The 15824-nt window shown below is 66.2% G+C and carries 11 protein-coding genes; 2 read left to right on the forward strand and 9 right to left on the reverse strand.

Annotated features, from left to right (window positions below; translation table 11 throughout):
* The first annotated feature begins 1 nt into the window (after nucleotide 1).
* On the forward strand, nucleotides 2–1747 hold the full coding sequence (locus tag ACQY4G_RS05705; RefSeq protein WP_421989370.1) for a hypothetical protein: 1746 nt from the start codon (nucleotides 2–4) through the stop codon (nucleotides 1745–1747).
* Here the strand turns inward: ACQY4G_RS05705 and msrB are convergent.
* The 4 genes from msrB to ACQY4G_RS05725 form a co-directional block, all read right to left on the reverse strand.
* Nucleotides 1744–2241 carry a peptide-methionine (R)-S-oxide reductase MsrB gene (msrB, locus tag ACQY4G_RS05710; RefSeq protein ID WP_421989372.1) on the reverse strand — a complete coding sequence of 166 codons (498 nt, stop codon included), beginning with the start codon at nucleotides 2239–2241 and terminating at the stop codon, nucleotides 1744–1746. The genes ACQY4G_RS05705 and msrB overlap by 4 nt on opposite strands.
* An 83-nt stretch (nucleotides 2242–2324) precedes the next feature.
* On the reverse strand, nucleotides 2325–3665 hold the full coding sequence (locus tag ACQY4G_RS05715) for a cytochrome P450 (RefSeq protein ID WP_067692371.1): 1341 nt from the start codon (nucleotides 3663–3665) through the stop codon (nucleotides 2325–2327).
* Nucleotides 3666–3814: 149 nt separating this feature from the next.
* Nucleotides 3815–5026 (reverse strand): ABC transporter permease, encoded by a 1212-nt coding sequence (locus ACQY4G_RS05720; RefSeq protein WP_421989374.1) that lies wholly within the window; start codon nucleotides 5024–5026, stop codon nucleotides 3815–3817.
* A complete protein-coding gene (locus ACQY4G_RS05725; RefSeq protein ID WP_421989376.1) occupies nucleotides 5023–6003 on the reverse strand; it encodes an ABC transporter ATP-binding protein in 981 nt (326 codons plus the stop codon). Before ACQY4G_RS05725 ends, ACQY4G_RS05720 begins: the two co-directional genes overlap by 4 nt.
* 81 nt (nucleotides 6004–6084) lie before the next feature.
* Between ACQY4G_RS05725 and queG the strand changes: the two genes are divergently transcribed.
* Nucleotides 6085–7119 carry a tRNA epoxyqueuosine(34) reductase QueG gene (gene queG, locus ACQY4G_RS05730; protein ID WP_421989378.1) on the forward strand — a complete coding sequence of 345 codons (1035 nt, stop codon included), beginning with the start codon at nucleotides 6085–6087 and terminating at the stop codon, nucleotides 7117–7119.
* On the opposite strand, the gene ACQY4G_RS05735 is transcribed toward queG, so the two are convergent.
* The 5 genes from ACQY4G_RS05735 to ACQY4G_RS05755 all read right to left on the reverse strand — a co-directional run bounded on the left by ACQY4G_RS05735 (nucleotide 7103) and on the right by ACQY4G_RS05755 (nucleotide 15793).
* Complete coding sequence (locus ACQY4G_RS05735) at nucleotides 7103–8329, reverse strand: NAD(P)/FAD-dependent oxidoreductase (protein ID WP_421989380.1); 1227 nt, start codon at nucleotides 8327–8329, stop codon at nucleotides 7103–7105. The two genes, queG and ACQY4G_RS05735, sit on opposite strands and share 17 nt — an antisense overlap.
* 45 nt (nucleotides 8330–8374) lie before the next feature.
* Nucleotides 8375–13063 carry an NAD-glutamate dehydrogenase gene (locus ACQY4G_RS05740; protein ID WP_421989382.1) on the reverse strand — a complete coding sequence of 1563 codons (4689 nt, stop codon included), beginning with the start codon at nucleotides 13061–13063 and terminating at the stop codon, nucleotides 8375–8377.
* A gap of 176 nt (nucleotides 13064–13239) precedes the next feature.
* Complete coding sequence (locus tag ACQY4G_RS05745) at nucleotides 13240–14217, reverse strand: LLM class flavin-dependent oxidoreductase (RefSeq protein WP_421989384.1); 978 nt, start codon at nucleotides 14215–14217, stop codon at nucleotides 13240–13242.
* A complete protein-coding gene (locus ACQY4G_RS05750; protein ID WP_421989385.1) occupies nucleotides 14214–15053 on the reverse strand; it encodes a tetratricopeptide repeat protein in 840 nt (279 codons plus the stop codon). Before ACQY4G_RS05750 ends, ACQY4G_RS05745 begins: the two co-directional genes overlap by 4 nt.
* Nucleotides 15050–15793 carry an alpha/beta fold hydrolase gene (locus tag ACQY4G_RS05755; RefSeq protein WP_421989387.1) on the reverse strand — a complete coding sequence of 248 codons (744 nt, stop codon included), beginning with the start codon at nucleotides 15791–15793 and terminating at the stop codon, nucleotides 15050–15052. Before ACQY4G_RS05755 ends, ACQY4G_RS05750 begins: the two co-directional genes overlap by 4 nt.
* Nucleotides 15794–15824: the final 31 nt, after the last annotated feature.

The raw sequence follows: 15824 nt of genomic DNA on the forward strand, positions 1-15824 counted from the left end.
AATGGCCAGCCGCCCCGTCGACCGGCGTGCGCTGGCGCTGCGTATCGCGCTTGTTTGGCTGCTGGTCGCGGGAATTTCGCTCATCGCCTCGTTCGATCAGCTGTCTTCCCAGTCCATCCGCGGCGACGATGCGCTGCGGCTGGTACAGGTGCGCGACCTGATTGCCGGCCAGGGCTGGTTCGATCTGCGCCAATACCGCCTTTCGCCCCCGGATGGGGTGCCGATGCACTGGTCGCGGCTGGTCGACCTTCCGATCCTCGCCGTGATCGCGTTGCTCGCTCCTGTCCTCGGGCAGGCGGGCGCGGAACTCGCCGCGCAAATCATAGTGCCGCTGGGCGTGCTCGCGCTGACCATGGCCGCCGTCGGCTGGAGCGCGGCGCGGCTGTTCGACCTGCGCACTGCCGGCTTCGCCGCAATCGCCGTCGGCCTCCTGCCGGCAGTCCTGAGCCAGATGCAGCCGGGGGTGCTCGATCATCACGGCTGGCAGGTCGCGATGGTCGCGCTGGCTGCAGCCGGCTTTGTCGCAGGGGCTGGTTGGAGAGGGCCGGTGCTGGCGGGTGCAGCCATGGCAGTGGGCACATCGATCTCGCTCGAAGTCATGACCATGGCGGCGGCCTTTGGCCTGGTTTTCGCCCTGCGCTGGCTGGCCGATCGCCGATCTCGCGCGCAGCTGTCGCTCTACCTGGCGAGCTTCGCCAGCGGCTTGGCGGTGATCTTCCTGATCGCGCTGGGGCCGGCCAACTTCGTCCAGTATTGCGATGCGATAGGCCCGGCGCATTTGCTGCTCTTCGGCGTCATCGCCGCAGCCGTGGCGGTTGTCGCCCGGCTCGACCCCGCGCGCCCATTCTTCATAATGGCCCCGCTCGCGCTGGCCGGGGCGCTGGGTGTGGCAAGCTTCGCGATGGCGGCACCGCAATGTCTCGCCAGCCCCTTCGGCACGCTCGCACCCGATGTGCGCACCTATTGGTACGCTCTCGTCATGGAGGGGCGGCCGATCTGGGAGCAGAATTCCGCACTGGCCGCTCCGGTTCTCCTGCAGCTGATCTTCGGGCTGGGCGCGGCCCTTTACCTCGCTCGCTCGCGGGGCGGGATCTGGCCGCTCTATACGTTTCTCATCGTCCTGGCCCTCGGCTTCGGCATGCTGACCTGGCGCTCACTCGCCTTTGCCGGAGCGCTCGCCGCGCTTCCGCTGGGCTGGCTGATCGCTTCCGCTTTCACACGTGTCGAGCGTGAGAAAGCGGTTTGGGCGAAAGGCGCCATCCTCGGCGCGCTGGTGCTTGCCCTGATGCCTTCGTTGGTGTTCGACAGGCTGATACCCGCGGACCGGACCGGTCCGGGAGCTGGCACTGCGCTTCCGTCTGGAGCGGACAATTGTTATGCACCCGAAAACTTTACGAGGATTTCGGGGCTGGCGCATGGGACGATCGCGATGCCCTTCGACATGGGGCCGGCGATGCTGGCGCACACGCCGCATAGCGTCCTCGCCACCGGACATCACCGTGCGGAGCAGGCGATGGCCGATACGCTGGCGATGTTTCGCTCCGATCCGGCCACGGCCTACGCGATCGTCGCGCGGCGCGAGGTGGATTACATCGCCCTGTGCAAGGGCATGTCCGACACGCAGGTCTATGCGCGCAGTGCCCCCGAGGGACTTGCGGCGAACCTGCTGAGGGATCGCGCCCCTGCATGGCTGATCCCCGTGCCGAGGCTCGATGAGGGCAATCTGCGAGTCTGGCGCGTCCGTTAGGCCGGGCGGAAGTCCATCGCCGCGCCGTTGATACAATGGCGCTTGCCGGTCGGTTTCGGGCCGTCGTTGAAGATGTGTCCGAGGTGTCCGCCGCAATCGGCGCAATGAACCTCGGTGCGCGGATAGCCGATCTTGAAATCGGTGCTGGTGCCCACCGCGCCCTTGTCGACCGGCTGCCAGAAGCTTGGCCAACCGGTTCCCGAATCATATTTGCTCCGCGAACTGTAGAGCGCATTGCCGCAGCCCGCGCAGACGAAGGTGCCGGCGCGGTTTTCGTCGTTTAGCGGCGAAGAATAGGGCCGTTCGGTGCCCGCTTCGCGCAGGATACGAAATTCCTGCTCGCTCAGTCGCTGGCGCCACTCGGCCTCGGACAGGCGGATCGGGAAATCCTTCGCCTCCGCCGCGCGCGAGCCGCAGGCCGTGAGCGCGACGAAGCTGGCAGAGGCACCGATCCAGCCGAGCAGGCGGCGGCGGTCGAGCGAGTTATCGGTCATCAAGCGCGGGCCCATGGCGTGGAGCGATAATACCCCGCGCCTGAACCTACGCTTGAAGGGACCGATTGGTTACGCGGCAAGGGTCAGAACTCGGTGACCTCGACCTCGAGCTTGCGGAAGCCGTGCACGAAATTCGCCCGCACCCGCTCGACTTCGCCCACGACGCGCACGCGCATGCGGCGCTTGTGCATTTCTTCGAGCAGCACGCGCAATTGCAATTCGGCAAGCCGCGCACCGACGCAGCGGTGAATGCCGTAACCGAAGGCGATATGGCGCCGGGCGTTCTCGCGCGTGATGTCGAGCTTATCGGGATTCTCGAACACTTCCTCGTCGCGATTGGCGGAGAGGTACCAGAGCACGACCTTGTCGCCCTTCTTGATCGTCTGGCCGAAAACCTCGGTGTCTTCCACGCAGGTGCGGCGCATATGCGCCAGTGGGGTTTGCATGCGCAGGATTTCCTGCACGGCGTTCGGAATCAGGTCGGGCTGCTGTTCGAACAGCTCGCGCTGATCGGGATTCTTGTCGAGCTGGTAGATGATCCCGCTCATCGAATTGCGGGTCGTGTCGTTGCCGCCCACGATCAGCAGTATCAGATTGCCCATGAATTCCTGCGGGCTCATCTGGTTCATCGCGTCCGAGTGGATCATCATCGAGATGAGATCGTCACCCGGCTCCTTGTCCTGCGTGCGCTCGGCCCACAACGACTGGAAGTAGGCCGCCATCTCGTGGAGGAAGCCCCAGCGCATCTCGTCGAGATCGCGGACAGTTGCGAGTTCGGTGTCGCCCGACCAGTCGGACCAGAAGGTCAGCAGGCGGCGGTCTTCCCAGGGAAAGCCGAACAGGATCGCGAGCATGCCGGTGGTGAGCTCGATCGAGACCTTGTCGACCCAGTCGAACTTCTCGCCGCGCGGCAGCGAATCGAGCAGTTCGCCGGTACGCTGGCGAATCTCGCCTTCCATCTCGGCCATGCCGCTGGGCGTGAACTTGGGCGCGACGGTGCGCCGCTGCCCGGTGTGCTCCGGGCGGTCCATCGCGATGAACATCGGCAGCTCGCGCCGTTCCTCGATCCCCGCTTCGGCCAGTTCCTCTTCGGTCAGGCGGTTCAGGATGGTGATCCCGCCGTGTTCCCAGCTGGAAGAGAAAGTGTCGGGCAGCGCCTCGATATGCTGGATCGCCTTGTGGCCCACCACGGCCCAATAGGGGCCGTAGGGGCTATCGGGAATATAATGCAGCGGCCCTGCTTCGCGCATTTCGCGAAAGATCGGATGCCAGGTATTCTCGGCGTAGATGTCGCTGCGGCTGACGTCCCATTTGTGCGGATGGTCGAGCTTGTGCTCGGGATGCTCCTCGAAATGCTTCTTCAGCGCCTCGTAGGCGGTCGGCGAAGTGCGGCATTTGGGGCGTTCGATTGCAGCAGTGGCCATGTCTCTCTCCTCGCGGGAGCGAATCCGTCCGGTCGCTCTCTCCATGTGCCGCCATCCTGCCCTAACTGACAGGCGTGTCAATAGTGCGTTTCAAATCGCTACCCAAATTGGTACGCGTCGCCCGATAGCGATGGAATCTACGCGACGATTCAGACCGGTTTCGTCCCACCGACATGTCCTTTCACTGCGCGACCAGCCTTTCCCGATTTCATGACGCGGCGGCGGAAGATCGTTGCACCGACGCGCACGAATGCAAACACGCATAGCGCCTGCCATGCCAGCGCCAGAGCATGTGGCCACAGCGCCTCCGATTGGGCCGCACGCGCAAGCATGGCGAAGGGCGAGGATAGCGGAAACACGGCCGAGAACAGTTCGATGGGCGATCCCGGCCGGGTGATCGAGGATGCCGCGAGGAAGAACACCAACAATTGCGCCATGGTCACCGGCATCGACAGCGTCTGCACCTCGCGGACGGTCGCCGCCATGCCGCCGATGGTCAGGAAGAGCGAACCGAGCAAGAGGTAACCCATGGCGAAATAGGCGATCCCGAATGCGACGAAGAGCGGCCAGCCGAGCGCCGGCTCGGGCAGCTGCGGCAGCGCGTTTCCGGCAAGCAGTCCTATCGCGCCCCCCGCCACGGCCCAGACCGCGATGCCGACGAAGCTGACGCCCAGCATGGCGACGAGCTTGCCGAGAAACACCGCATCCATCGGGATCGCCGCGGCAAGCACCTCGATCACTTTGTTGGCCTTCTCTTCGACCAGGTTCGACAGCACCATGCCGGCGAGAAGCATCATTAGCAGGAACAGGATGAGCTGGCCGGCCTGCGCGGTACGGATGCGGTCGCTCCGCTCGGCAGCCCTGCTGGTGGCGACGGGACGCGCCGCGACGGCGGGATAGGCCTGCACCTCGCTCGCATCCGCATGTGCGGCGATCATGGCGATCGGCCCGCTCCACATGGCGATCGCTTCCTGCGGCGCCGTAACCTCGGGCGCATCGAGCGTTCCGGTAACGACCGCAGCGTAATTCCTGCCCGTTTCGCGCAGGATCTCCTCGGGCGGGGCGGAGGACCGTGAGATTGCGAGTTCCGGCAAGGCGCGGCCGATCTGCGGTGCGAGCCGCGCGCGTGCTTCGACCATCGCCTCGGCATCCGCCTCGGCCATGACCACCGCGACCAGACGAGTGGTCGCATCGCGCTGGACCTGTCCGCCGATTCCGCCTGCGAGCGCGCCGATCAGGATCGGAAACAGCGGTCCGAGCAGGAAGAAGAGGAAGGCGCGGCTGAACAGGATTGCGTGAAAATCACGCCGTGCGACGACCCGGGCGGCTTCGAAGCGCGTCAGGCGGGTAGTGTCGCTCATCGACCTACCCCTCCGGCGGTATCCTCGTCGAGCGCGCGGGCCGCCGCTGCGCCCGCGATCTCGACGAATGCATCATGCAGACCGGCGCGCTCGATCGACAGCGACAGAATTCCCGCCTCGCCCTCGATCAGTCGCTTGAGCAGCGCCTCGATCCCGGTCTCGGGGACAGGGAAGCACCAGAAATGGCTGTCGTCTCCCTTGCGGTCATGGCGCGCGTCATCGGGGAGCGCCGCGCGCCAGGCACCCTCGCTGGAGCGCGTTTCCAGCCTCACCTGCGCGGGGATGCGGTCGCGCGCGGCATCGACCGATCCGGCATAGGGTACCTTGCCCCCGGCAATGATGGCGACCTCGTCGCACAGCCGCTCGGCATGATGGATGACGTGGGTGGAGAAGATCACCGTCGTGCCGGTCTTTGCGAGTTCGCGGATCATGACCTCCAGCTTGCCCTGGTTGATCGCGTCCAGCCCGCTGAAGGGTTCGTCGAACACCACCAGCTTCGGACGGTGGACGAGCGTTCCGAGCAATTGCACGGTCTGCGCCATGCCCTTGGAAAGCTGGCGGATCTGGCGGTCGATCGCATGGCCCAGGCCGTGGGCTTCGAGCAGCTCGCTCCCGCGCGCCTTGCCCTCAGCGAGCGGTAGCCCGCGTAGTGCACCCATGAAGGCGATCGCTTCGTCGCATTTCATGGCCGGGTAGAGGCCGCGTTCCTCGGGAAGGTAGCCGATCAACTTGGCCACCTCGTGCGGACGGTCGTTGCCGAACACCCGGCGAACGCCTTCGTCGGGATCGATAATGCCCAACAGCATGCGCAAGGTCGTGGTCTTGCCAGCGCCATTGGGGCCGAGGATGCCGTAGATCGCGCCTTCGGGCACGGCGATATCGACGCCGTCCACCGCCAGCGTGCCGTCGAAGCGCTTGACCAGCCCGTTTGCCTCGATAGCGAGCGGACCATGGCCGCAAGCGTGGGGTCGCGTCATGGTGCCGGTCCCGGTAAGCATGGGCGCATGTATAACGGCTGGCAATGAACGGGAGCACACGCAAGCGTGGTTAATTCTGGGTTGCAGACGGACTTGCGCGAGGAGGCGGCGCGGCTCGGTTTCGCCGCCTGCGGCTTCGCGCCTGCCACTCCCGACCCTCATCGCGCCGCGCGCCTGGAGGAATTTCTCGGGGCGGGTCGCCACGGTTCGATGCAATGGATGGAGGATCGCAAGGTGCAGCGCGCTTCGCCGCAGGGGCTGTGGCCCGAGGCGAGGAGCGTCATCGCACTCGGCATGAGCTACGCGCCCGATGTCGATCCGCTGGCGCTGGAAGAGGCTCCGGAAAAGGCGCGCATTTCGGTCTATGCCCATGGGCGCGACTATCACGACGTGGTCAAGAAAGCGCTCAAGGCGCTGGCGCGCTGGCTGATCGCGCGCGAGCCCGCCAGCGAGCTCAAGGTCTTCGTCGACACCGCGCCGGTGATGGAGAAGCCGCTGGGCGAGGCGGCGGGGATCGGCTGGCAGGGCAAGCACACCAATCTCGTTAGCCGCGAGCACGGCTCATGGCTGTTCCTCGGCGCCATTTATTCCACCCTCGATTTCGCTCCCGACCAACCGCATGCCGATCGCTGTGGTAACTGCCGCGCGTGCCAGGACGCCTGTCCCACCGATGCCTTCCCGCGACCCTATCAGCTCGATGCGCGGCGCTGCATTTCCTATCTCACGATCGAGCACAAGGGGCCGATCCCCGAGCAATTCCGCGCTGCACTGGGCAACCGCATCTACGGCTGCGACGATTGCCTGGCGGTGTGCCCGTGGAACAAGTTCGCCGATACCGCGCACCGGCATCTCAAGCTCGCCCCGCGCGAGGAATTGCTTGCCCCGGAGCTCGCCGCATTCCTGCAGTTCGACGACGCGGGGTTCCGCCAGTTTTTTTCAGGATCGCCGATCAAGCGGATCGGGCGCGATCGCTTCGTGCGAAACTGCCTCTATGCCGCGGGCAACAGCGGATCGGCCACGCTAAAACCCATGGTCGCGCGACTGTGCGAGGACACTGATCCGACCGTTGCCGAGGCCGCGCGATGGGCGCTGATGCGGCTCAGCGCATCTCCTTGAGCTGGACCTCTGCATCGGCAAGCAGGCCGGGATCGATCTCGGCGCGGTCCATCACCAGCTTGCGACCCTGGACATAGTCCTTGGTGTTGTTGACGCAGTCGAGCGCGATCACGCAGCCTTCCTTCAGATAGACCACGCTGAATTTCTTCGCCGCCGGATCGCCGCGCAGCACGGTCGCATCGTATCCGATCGCAACGCCCACGGTCTGCAGCCGCAGATCGTACTGGTTCGACCAGAACCATGGCACCGCGTCGTAATCCTGTTTGTCGCCCATGATCGCCTTGGCCGCACAGGTCGCCATATCGTTGGCGTTCTGGACCGATTCCAGCCGGATGACCGCATTGTCGGCGTAAGGGTTGGCGTGGCTGGCGCAGTCGCCGATGGCGTAGATATCGTCCAGCGTGGTTCGCCCGTAGGCATCGACATCGACCCCGTTCGATCCCGCCGCGCCCGCCGCGATGAGCGGGCCTACCGCAGGCACGATGCCGATGCCGGCGATAATAACGTCGCAGGCAATCTTCTCGCCGCTATCGGTCAGCACGCCGGTGACGCGGCCGTCCTTGCCCTCGATCGTCTCGACGCCGGTCGACAGGCGCAGGTCGACGCCCTGCTCGCGGTGGTAGGCGGCATAGAATTCAGACAGTTCCGGGCCCGCCACGCGCGCGAGCACGCGGTCGAGCATCTCGACCACCGTGACCGCGCAGCCCAGCTTGCGCAGCACGGCGGCGGCTTCGAGGCCGATGTAACCGGCGCCGACGATCACCGCACGCCGGGCACCCGCGGCCAGTTCCTCTTTGAGCGTGTCGACATCGCGGCGCGAGCGGATGTAGTGGATCCCGGCAAGATCGCAGCCCGGGCACGACAGGCGCCGCGCGTCGCCGCCCCCTGCCCAGATCAGCTTGCGATAGGTGATCCGCGTGTCGTCCGACAGGCCCAGCTCGTGCGCGATCGGGTCGACCTCGTTGACATTGCGGCCCAGCCGCAGCTCGATGTTCTTGTCGGCCCAGAACTGCTCGGGCCGGATCTGGATTCGCTCGAAGGGCTTGTCGCCCGCGAGATATTCCTTCGACAGTGGTGGGCGTTCATAGGGCGGATTGCGGTCTCGGCTGACCATGAGGATCGATCCCTCGTGGCCGTTCTGCCTCAGGGCAATGGCGGCCTGTGCACCGCCGTGCCCCGAACCCACGATGACGACGTCGTAATGTTCCATCGCCGCGCTGGCTGGCGCGAAAACGTCGGCCGGTCAAGCACAGTGCTAACGCGCGAGCAGGTTGCGCGCCATGCTGGCGACCTGTGCCAGCATGGCCGGAGCGACCTCGCTCTGCGCCTGCGCGCGGCCGACCATGGCGCGGAATCGGCGGATTGCGGCGGCGTGTTCATCCGCCCATCCGGCAACCGCGCCGATCGGGTCCTTCTTGGCGCCCTTCCGACGTGAAAGCCGACGCAGGAACTCCAATCGCATCTGCTGGAAGTCGCGCGAGAGCCCGGCGACCAGCAGACGCTCCCACACGTCCGACGGGTTCATCATCGCCGATGTGCTCTGCGCCCAGTCCAGCCCGATGCGCTCGCCCAGATCGGTGAAGGCGGCGGTCAGGGCGCGCACCTCGATCTCGGCGGCGCGCGAGAGCGCGGCCAGCCCTACCGCACCGTCGATCTGGTAGAGGTGCGTGACGCGCGCGGCGAGTGTCTCGGGCGCGCCCATATCTACGAATTCCGCCTTGAGCCTGTCCGATTGCCGGATCGACGCCGCAGTCAGCAGCTCCTCCGATCCGGTCATCAGCCGTGCCACGCGATCCTTCAGGCTGGCTATGATCTTGCTCGGAGGTTCGGCGCTTATCCCGGTTCGGATGAGGTCCGCCATCTGGCTGCGCAGTGCGCCTGCCGTGTGGCGGAACAGGTAGATGCGCACATCCTCCGGCATCGCGGCCGTCTCCAGTTCCTCCCACAAATCGCCCGCGCCGAACAGCTGGTCCGCCGCGACGAAGGCGGCGGTGACATCGGCAAGACCCACGCCTTCTTCTTCCGCGAGTTCGAAGGGATGGACGAAGCCCATGCGATTGACGAAGCGGTTGGCCAGCGCGGTGGCGACGATTTCGCGGCGCAGCTGGTGCGTTTCGATCTGCTGCTTGAACTTCTTGCGCATGGCCGAGGGGAAGTAATCGACCAGCAGGCGGGCGACGCTGGGATCGTCGGGCAGGCTGCTCTGCTCGATGGCATCCTGCAGAACCAGCTTGGTCGATGACAGCAGCACGGCCAGTTCGGGACGGGTCAGGCCCTGTCCGTCGGAGGCGCGACGCCCGAGGTTTTCGCTCGAGGCAAGGCCCTCCGTCTGGCGGTCGAGCGCACCGCGATCTTCGAGCGCCTCGATCAGCCGCAGCTGCGGCGGCACCGCGACGGCCCCGCCCTGTTCGGCGATCGACAGCGCGAGCGCCTGCAGGCGATTGTCCTCCAGCACGATCTGCGCGACCTCGTCGGTCATCGATTCGAGCAGCGCGACGCGCCTGCGTTCGCTGAGCTTGCCCGAACGCTTTGCGGCCGCCAGCGCGATCTTGATATTGACCTCGTTGTCCGAGCAGTCGACGCCGGCCGAATTGTCGATGAAGTCGGTGTTGCAGCGGCCGCCGTGGAGCGAGAATTCGATGCGGCCGGCCTGGGTAATGCCGAGATTGGCACCTTCGCCGATGACCTTGGCCCGCACCGCGCACGCATCGACGCGCAGCGCATCGTTGGCGGGATCGCCCACCTGGACGTTGTTCTCCTGGGCGGCCTTGATATAGGTGCCGATACCGCCGAACCAGATCAGGTCGACCGGCGTCCGCAGGATCGCCGAAATCAGTGCCTCGGGTTCGATCTCGCTTTGCTCGATGCCGAGCTTGGCCTGCACCGCCTTGGACAGCTTGATGCTCTTGGCATCGCGCGGGAATACGCCGCCGCCCTTCGAGATGAGCTTCTCGTCATAATCTTCCCAACTCGACCGCTGCAGGCCGAACAGGCGCTTGCGCTCCTTCCAGCTGGTCGCCGGATCGGGATCGGGGTCGAGGAAGATATGCCGGTGGTCGAAGGCGGCGACGAGCTTGATCGCTTTCGACAAAAGCATGCCATTGCCGAAGACGTCGCCCGACATGTCGCCGCACCCCACGACCTCGATGCTGTCGCTCTGCACGTCCACGCCCAATTCGAGGAAGTGGCGCTGCACGCTGACCCAGGCCCCCTTGGCGGTGATGCCCATGGCCTTGTGGTCGTAGCCTTTCGAACCGCCGGACGCGAAGGCATCGTCCAGCCAGAAGTCCCTCGACTGCGCGATCGCATTGGCAATGTCGGAGAAGGTGGCGGTGCCCTTGTCGGCGGCAACGACGAAATAGGGATCCTCGCCATCGGTGATGACGACCTGGTCCGGGTGCACGACCTTGTCGTCCACGATGTTGTCCGTGACCGACAGCAGCGTACGGATGAATGTCTCGTAGCTGCTGCGCCCTTCGGCGACCCAGCCTTCGCGGTCGATCGCGGGGCTTGGCAATTGTTTGGGATAGAAACCGCCCTTCGCTCCGGTCGGCACGATCACGGCGTTCTTCACCCGCTGCGCCTTCATCAGGCCGAGGATTTCGGTGCGGAAATCGTCCCGCCGGTCGGACCATCGCAGGCCCCCGCGCGCCACGGGGCCGCTGCGCAAATGGATGCCCTCGACCCGGCGCGAATAGACGAAGATTTCGCGATAGGGGATCGGCTTGGGCAGGCCCGGAACCTTGGCCGAATCGATCTTGAAGGCGAGCGCCTCTGCGGCCGCGGGCGCGAACGCGTTCGTGCGCAGGATCGCATCGATCAGCGAATTGTAGAGGCGCAGCAAACGGTCGTCGTTGATCGCCTTGACCTTGAAGAGGCCACGCTTGATCGCGTTGCGCGCTTCCTCGATCGCCTTCTCGCGTCCGCTGCCGAACTCGGGATCGTGGCGTGCGGTGAACAGCGCGATCAGCGCGCGGGTCACGTCGGGTGCGGCGGCGAGCGCATCGACGACAGTATAGATCGTGAAGCCCATGCCCGCCTGGCGCAGGTAACGGTAAAAGGCGCGCAGCCAGTTGGCCTCACGCGCGGCCAGCCCGGCCTCGGGCACCAGCCGGTTGAAAGGATCGTTTTCCGCTTCGCCATTGAGCACCGCGGCGACCGCCTCTTCGATCGCGTCCGACCGCTCGATCAGCGCCTTGGGATCGGCGCCCGGCTTGAGGTCGAGCAGGAAATCGTGGACCGTTCCGAGCCGCCCCTCATCGAGCACGGTGGGCATTTCCGAGCGCACGTAGAACCCGAAATCCTCGAGCGCGGGCACGCCTTCGGACAGTGGCAGGCTGCCTTCGGACTGGTAGAGTTTGAGTCGCAGGCAGCCGGGCAGTTCGCGCTCGCAGTAATACAGCCGCGCCCCGCGGACCACGTCGTCGTTTTCGACGCTGGCACCGAGATCATGCAACCTCGCGATGTCGAGCGCGGCTTCGCGCGGGCCATAGCGACCGCGAAAGGCGGTCGGGAAGGAGTCGGCGAAACGCATGGCTAGGCCCGCCGCGCGGGATGGCTCCTCGATCGTCGCGAGTTCGGCCTCGACCGCTTCGCTCCAGCCGCGCAGCAGCGTTTGCATCTGCTGTTCGAGCCGGGCCTCGTCGGGTGCCTTGTCGCCATCGCGAATATCCAGGACGAAGCGGATCGTGGCGAGATTGCCTCCTTCGACCTCGAGGCTCCAGTCGAGCAGCCGCGCGGATGCGGCTTCTTCGAGCAACGCCTGAATCTCGAGCCGGACTTGCGTTGCGACCATGTCGCGCGGCAGCCAGACAAAGGCGAAGAGGTGGCGCGCCAGCGGCGCCTCGACCAGCGCGAGCCGTGGGCGCGGGCGGTCGACCAGGCTCATCATGGTGGTCGCGACGCGCTCGACGTCGCCTTCGGAGAAGCCGATCAGCAGGTCGTGCGGCAGCGTGGTCAACGCATGGACCAGGGCCTTTCCGGCATGACCCGTATCGTCGAAGCCGTGGCGTTCGCGCAGTGTTTCGAGTTCGCGGCGCAGGCGCGGCACGGCGCGCGGTGCGGCGGCCAGCGCGGCGCTGGTCCAGACCCCCGCATGGACCGAAAGAGCGGCCGGCTTGCCCGGTTCCCCGACGGGTATGATGAACAGGTCGAGCGGGACGCGGCGATGAACATTGCTGAGGCGATTGGCCTTGATGATTAACGGGCGGCGACGGTCCCCGTCGGCCTCGAACCAGGCAAAGGCGCGTTCATAGGAGGCCTCGGCGAGCAATTGCGCCGCGCTCTTGCGGCAAATGCCGAACTCGTCTTCCTGCCGTCCGTCGCGATAGCGTTTTACATGGCCGAGCTGGGTGAGCATGCCCGAATTGAGCCAGTCGAGCAGTTCGGCACCTTCGCTGTCGGCAGCGGCGATCCGTTGGGCGTCCGCCGCCATCGCGTCCTGCATCTTGGGCCAGTCCGAGACTGCCGCGCGGACATCGGCGAGCGTTTCCTTGAGCGATTCCTGCAGCTGGCGGCGGGTCTTCGCATCGACGCGCGCAGCCTCGATGTAGATCATCGATTCCCAATAGGCGTCTTCCGGATCGCCATCGGGAATCGCGATCAGCTTGTCCGCGTCGTCGCGCTCGACCGGGATGACGGGGTGGACCAGGCGGTCGATCGAAAGGCCCAGTGCGGCAATCGTCGCGGCGACCGAGTCGACGAGGAACGGCATGTCGTCGTTGATGATCGCGATCCGCGTCAGGCGGCGCTCGTCGCTGATGCTTTCGATCGCCATGGCCGAGCGGCCCAGCGTGCGCTGCGCGGCCAGCTCACCGACGAAGGCCGCGGCATCGCCCAGACGTTCCTTCTCGAACGGCGTATCTCCGGTCAGCAGCGAAAGCCGCATTCTTTCGGTAATCGCGTTCTGGAGCTTCTTGGGAAGGGCGGCAGTTCTCGAACCCATGCGGGGCCTCTCTCCTGGCGGCGCATGATCGTTTCCGCGCCGCGAAATATCCGAGTCGTGTGCGCCACGACCTGCGCGCTGCGCCTAGGCCCGTTGGACTCGCCCTGCAAGGCAATCCGCACGAGAAAATGCAATCGTATGCGAAGCCTGCGTCGCTCGTCGACGCTACGGCATGCCTAGCCGGCCAGCTGCTCCAACACGAGCTCCAGCGAGCGGCAGCGCGCCTCGGCGTCGAACATGCTCCCGCCGAATATGATCTCGTCCGCCCCGGTGCGCGCGATGAAGGCCTGCACCGCCTCGGCGGCCTGCCGCGGCGTGCCGATCGCACTGGCCTGGCCGATATGGGCGAGCATGGCCTGTGCCTGCGCGGGGAGCTGTTCGCGATACCCGCGAATCGGCGGGGGCAGCTTGCCGGGCGTACCGGTTCGCAGCGCGACGAAGGCCTGGAGTTGCGAGGTAGCGAGATATTCCGCCTCTTCCTCGGTATCTCCGACGAACAGGTTCATCGCCGCCATGACATGCGGTTTCTCGCAGTGTTCGGAAGGCTGGAAATCGCGGCGATAGAGCTCGAGCGCGGAATCGAGATGGTCGGGCGCGAAATGGCTGGCGAAGGCATAGGGCAGGCCGAGCCTGGCGGCGAGCCGGGCCCCGAACAGGCTCGAACCCAGCATCCAGAATTCGGGCCGCGCGCCGAGGCCCGGCGTGGGATGGATTGCCGCCTCGCCTGCCATCAGCGCGATCAGCTCGGCCACGTCCTGCGGGAACATCTCGGCGGCACGATGGAGATCCTTGCGCAGTGCGCGCTGCAGTTCGGGCCCCGCACCCGGCGCGCGGCCGAGACCGAGGTCGATCCGTCCGGGGAACAGCGCATCGAGCGTGCCGAACTGCTCGGCGATCTGGAACGGCGTATGGTTGGGCAGCATGATCCCGCCCGAGCCGATGCGGATGGTCGAGGTGGCATTGCCGATATGCGCCAGCACGACCGACGTCGCGCCGCCCGCAATGCCCGCCATCGCGTGATGCTCGGCCACCCAGAAGCGCTTGCAACCCGTCTTTTCCGCGGTTCCGGCCAGCGCTGTCGCCGCGTCGAATGCCTCACCGAGTGTTCCGCCTTCGCGCACCGGCACGAGGTCGAGCACCGAAAAGTCGGTCACGATGCGAGTTGCTCCAGATAGTCGCGCGCGCGCCTCGCCTCCGCGCTTTGCGGAGCGACCAGCAGGACGGATTCGAAACTTCGGCGCGCTTCCTCCTCGCGACCCGCAAGCGCGGCGATCACCCCCGCTTCCAGTCCCACCGCCGGATTCTGCGGTGAAAGCAGCGCGGCCTGCGCGATCTGCTCGCGTGCCTCGCCGAGCCGTTCGAGCCTGCGCGACAGCGTCGCCGAGAGCAGCCAGGCACGCGCATTGCCGGGATCGCCGGCGCGTGCGCCCGCAAGCGCCGAGACCGCCTCGTCATTCCGCTCGAGGGCCACCAGCGCGCGCGCGCGATCGATGGAAACGCTAGCGGCGAGCGAGGCGTCGGCGGCGCTGGTGGCGAAACTCACAGCCCGGCTGAAGGCGATTTCGGCAATCGCGGGCTTGCCCTGCGCCATGGCCGCATTGCCCGACATTGCCGCCAGCCGCGCCTGATAGGCGGGGGCGCCCGGAGGCACTTCGTCTGTCGCAAGATCGAAGGCACGCTGTGCCCCTTCGAAGTCTCCCTGCCGGACAAGTGCCAGGCCGAGGCAATGCGCGGACTGGGCGAGTTCCAGCTGGCTGGCGGCGGTTTCGCGCCAATTCTGCGCGAAATCGCTTGCCGCCTCGGCATCCTCGCGCGCCAGGTTGACGCATTCGGCGAGCTTGCTGCCCGCTTCGGAGGCGATGGCAGGGGGCTGCCCGGCGCGCGGCCGTTCTGGCCGGTCGCGCAATTCTTCGGGCGTTCCGGGAAAAGCGTCGAGCGAGGGGTTGGGGCCGACCTGCATCAGCAGCAGGGCAAGGGCGGAGGCAATCATGCGGAGCCTTTCGAAAGCGCGTCGATCGTGCGCAGCAGCAGGGCGATATCCTGCTCGCGCGACAGGCGATGGTCGCCGTCCTTTACCAGCGCGACCTGTACGTCGTCCGAACGCAGGCCCTCGGCGAGGCGCAGGCTGATCTCCCATGGCACATCGGCATCGCGCTGGCCGTGGATCAGCCGCACGGGTGCATCGATCGCGATCGGGCCGCCCAGCAGCAACTGCGCCTGACCGTCGGCGAAAAAGCCGGGATGCATGGGCGTTGGATCGGGCCCATAGGGATTGTCTTCATAAACGGTTTCCCCGCCCGCAAGCGTCGCCTTGTCGGCTGCGGAATAGCCCCATTCGGTGAAATCGGGAGCCGAGGCGATGCCGACCATGCCCGCCAGCCGCTCGCCCAGCGCTAGGCCGACCATCAGCATCAGCCAGCCGCCCATCGAAGACCCGATAACGATGACCGGCCCCTCGATGGTCTCATCGATCAGCGCGAGCACCTCATCGCGCCATCGCGAGAGCGTGCCGTCGGCGAAGTCGCCCTCGCTTTCGCCGCAGCCCGAATAATCGAGCAGCAGGCACGCGCGGCCCTGTTCGCGGGCCCAGTCGAACAGCGCGCTCGCCTTGCCGCCCGCCATGTCCGACATGTAGCCGGGCAGGAACACCAGCGCAGGGCCGTTGCCGCGGATATGGCGAAAGGCGATGCGCCGCCCGTCGGCCAGCTCGAAATGCTTGGTGTCGAACATGGCGCTCGATGTCGCCCCGCAGCCGCGCGAA

Origin of the sequence: Qipengyuania sp., from assembly GCF_965277845.1 — a bacterium.
In the GTDB taxonomy this organism is placed as follows: Bacteria; Pseudomonadota; Alphaproteobacteria; order Sphingomonadales; family Sphingomonadaceae; genus Qipengyuania.

Excerpts from the sequence above, each read along its gene's own strand:
- msrB (WP_421989372.1), bottom strand. The coding sequence starts at position 2,241 with ATGACCGATAACTCGCTCGACCGCCGCCGCCTGCTCGGCTGGATCGGT.
- ACQY4G_RS05750 (WP_421989385.1), bottom strand. The coding sequence starts at position 15,053 with ATGATTGCCTCCGCCCTTGCCCTGCTGCTGATGCAGGTCGGCCCCAAC.
- ACQY4G_RS05720 (WP_421989374.1), bottom strand. The coding sequence starts at position 5,026 with ATGAGCGACACTACCCGCCTGACGCGCTTCGAAGCCGCCCGGGTCGTC.
- ACQY4G_RS05705 (WP_421989370.1), top strand. The coding sequence starts at position 2 with ATGGCCAGCCGCCCCGTCGACCGGCGTGCGCTGGCGCTGCGTATCGCG.
- ACQY4G_RS05740 (WP_421989382.1), bottom strand. The coding sequence starts at position 13,063 with ATGGGTTCGAGAACTGCCGCCCTTCCCAAGAAGCTCCAGAACGCGATT.
- ACQY4G_RS05735 (WP_421989380.1), bottom strand. The coding sequence starts at position 8,329 with ATGGAACATTACGACGTCGTCATCGTGGGTTCGGGGCACGGCGGTGCA.
- ACQY4G_RS05715 (WP_067692371.1), bottom strand. The coding sequence starts at position 3,665 with ATGGCCACTGCTGCAATCGAACGCCCCAAATGCCGCACTTCGCCGACC.
- ACQY4G_RS05725 (WP_421989376.1), bottom strand. The coding sequence starts at position 6,003 with ATGACGCGACCCCACGCTTGCGGCCATGGTCCGCTCGCTATCGAGGCA.
- ACQY4G_RS05755 (WP_421989387.1), bottom strand. The coding sequence starts at position 15,793 with ATGTTCGACACCAAGCATTTCGAGCTGGCCGACGGGCGGCGCATCGCC.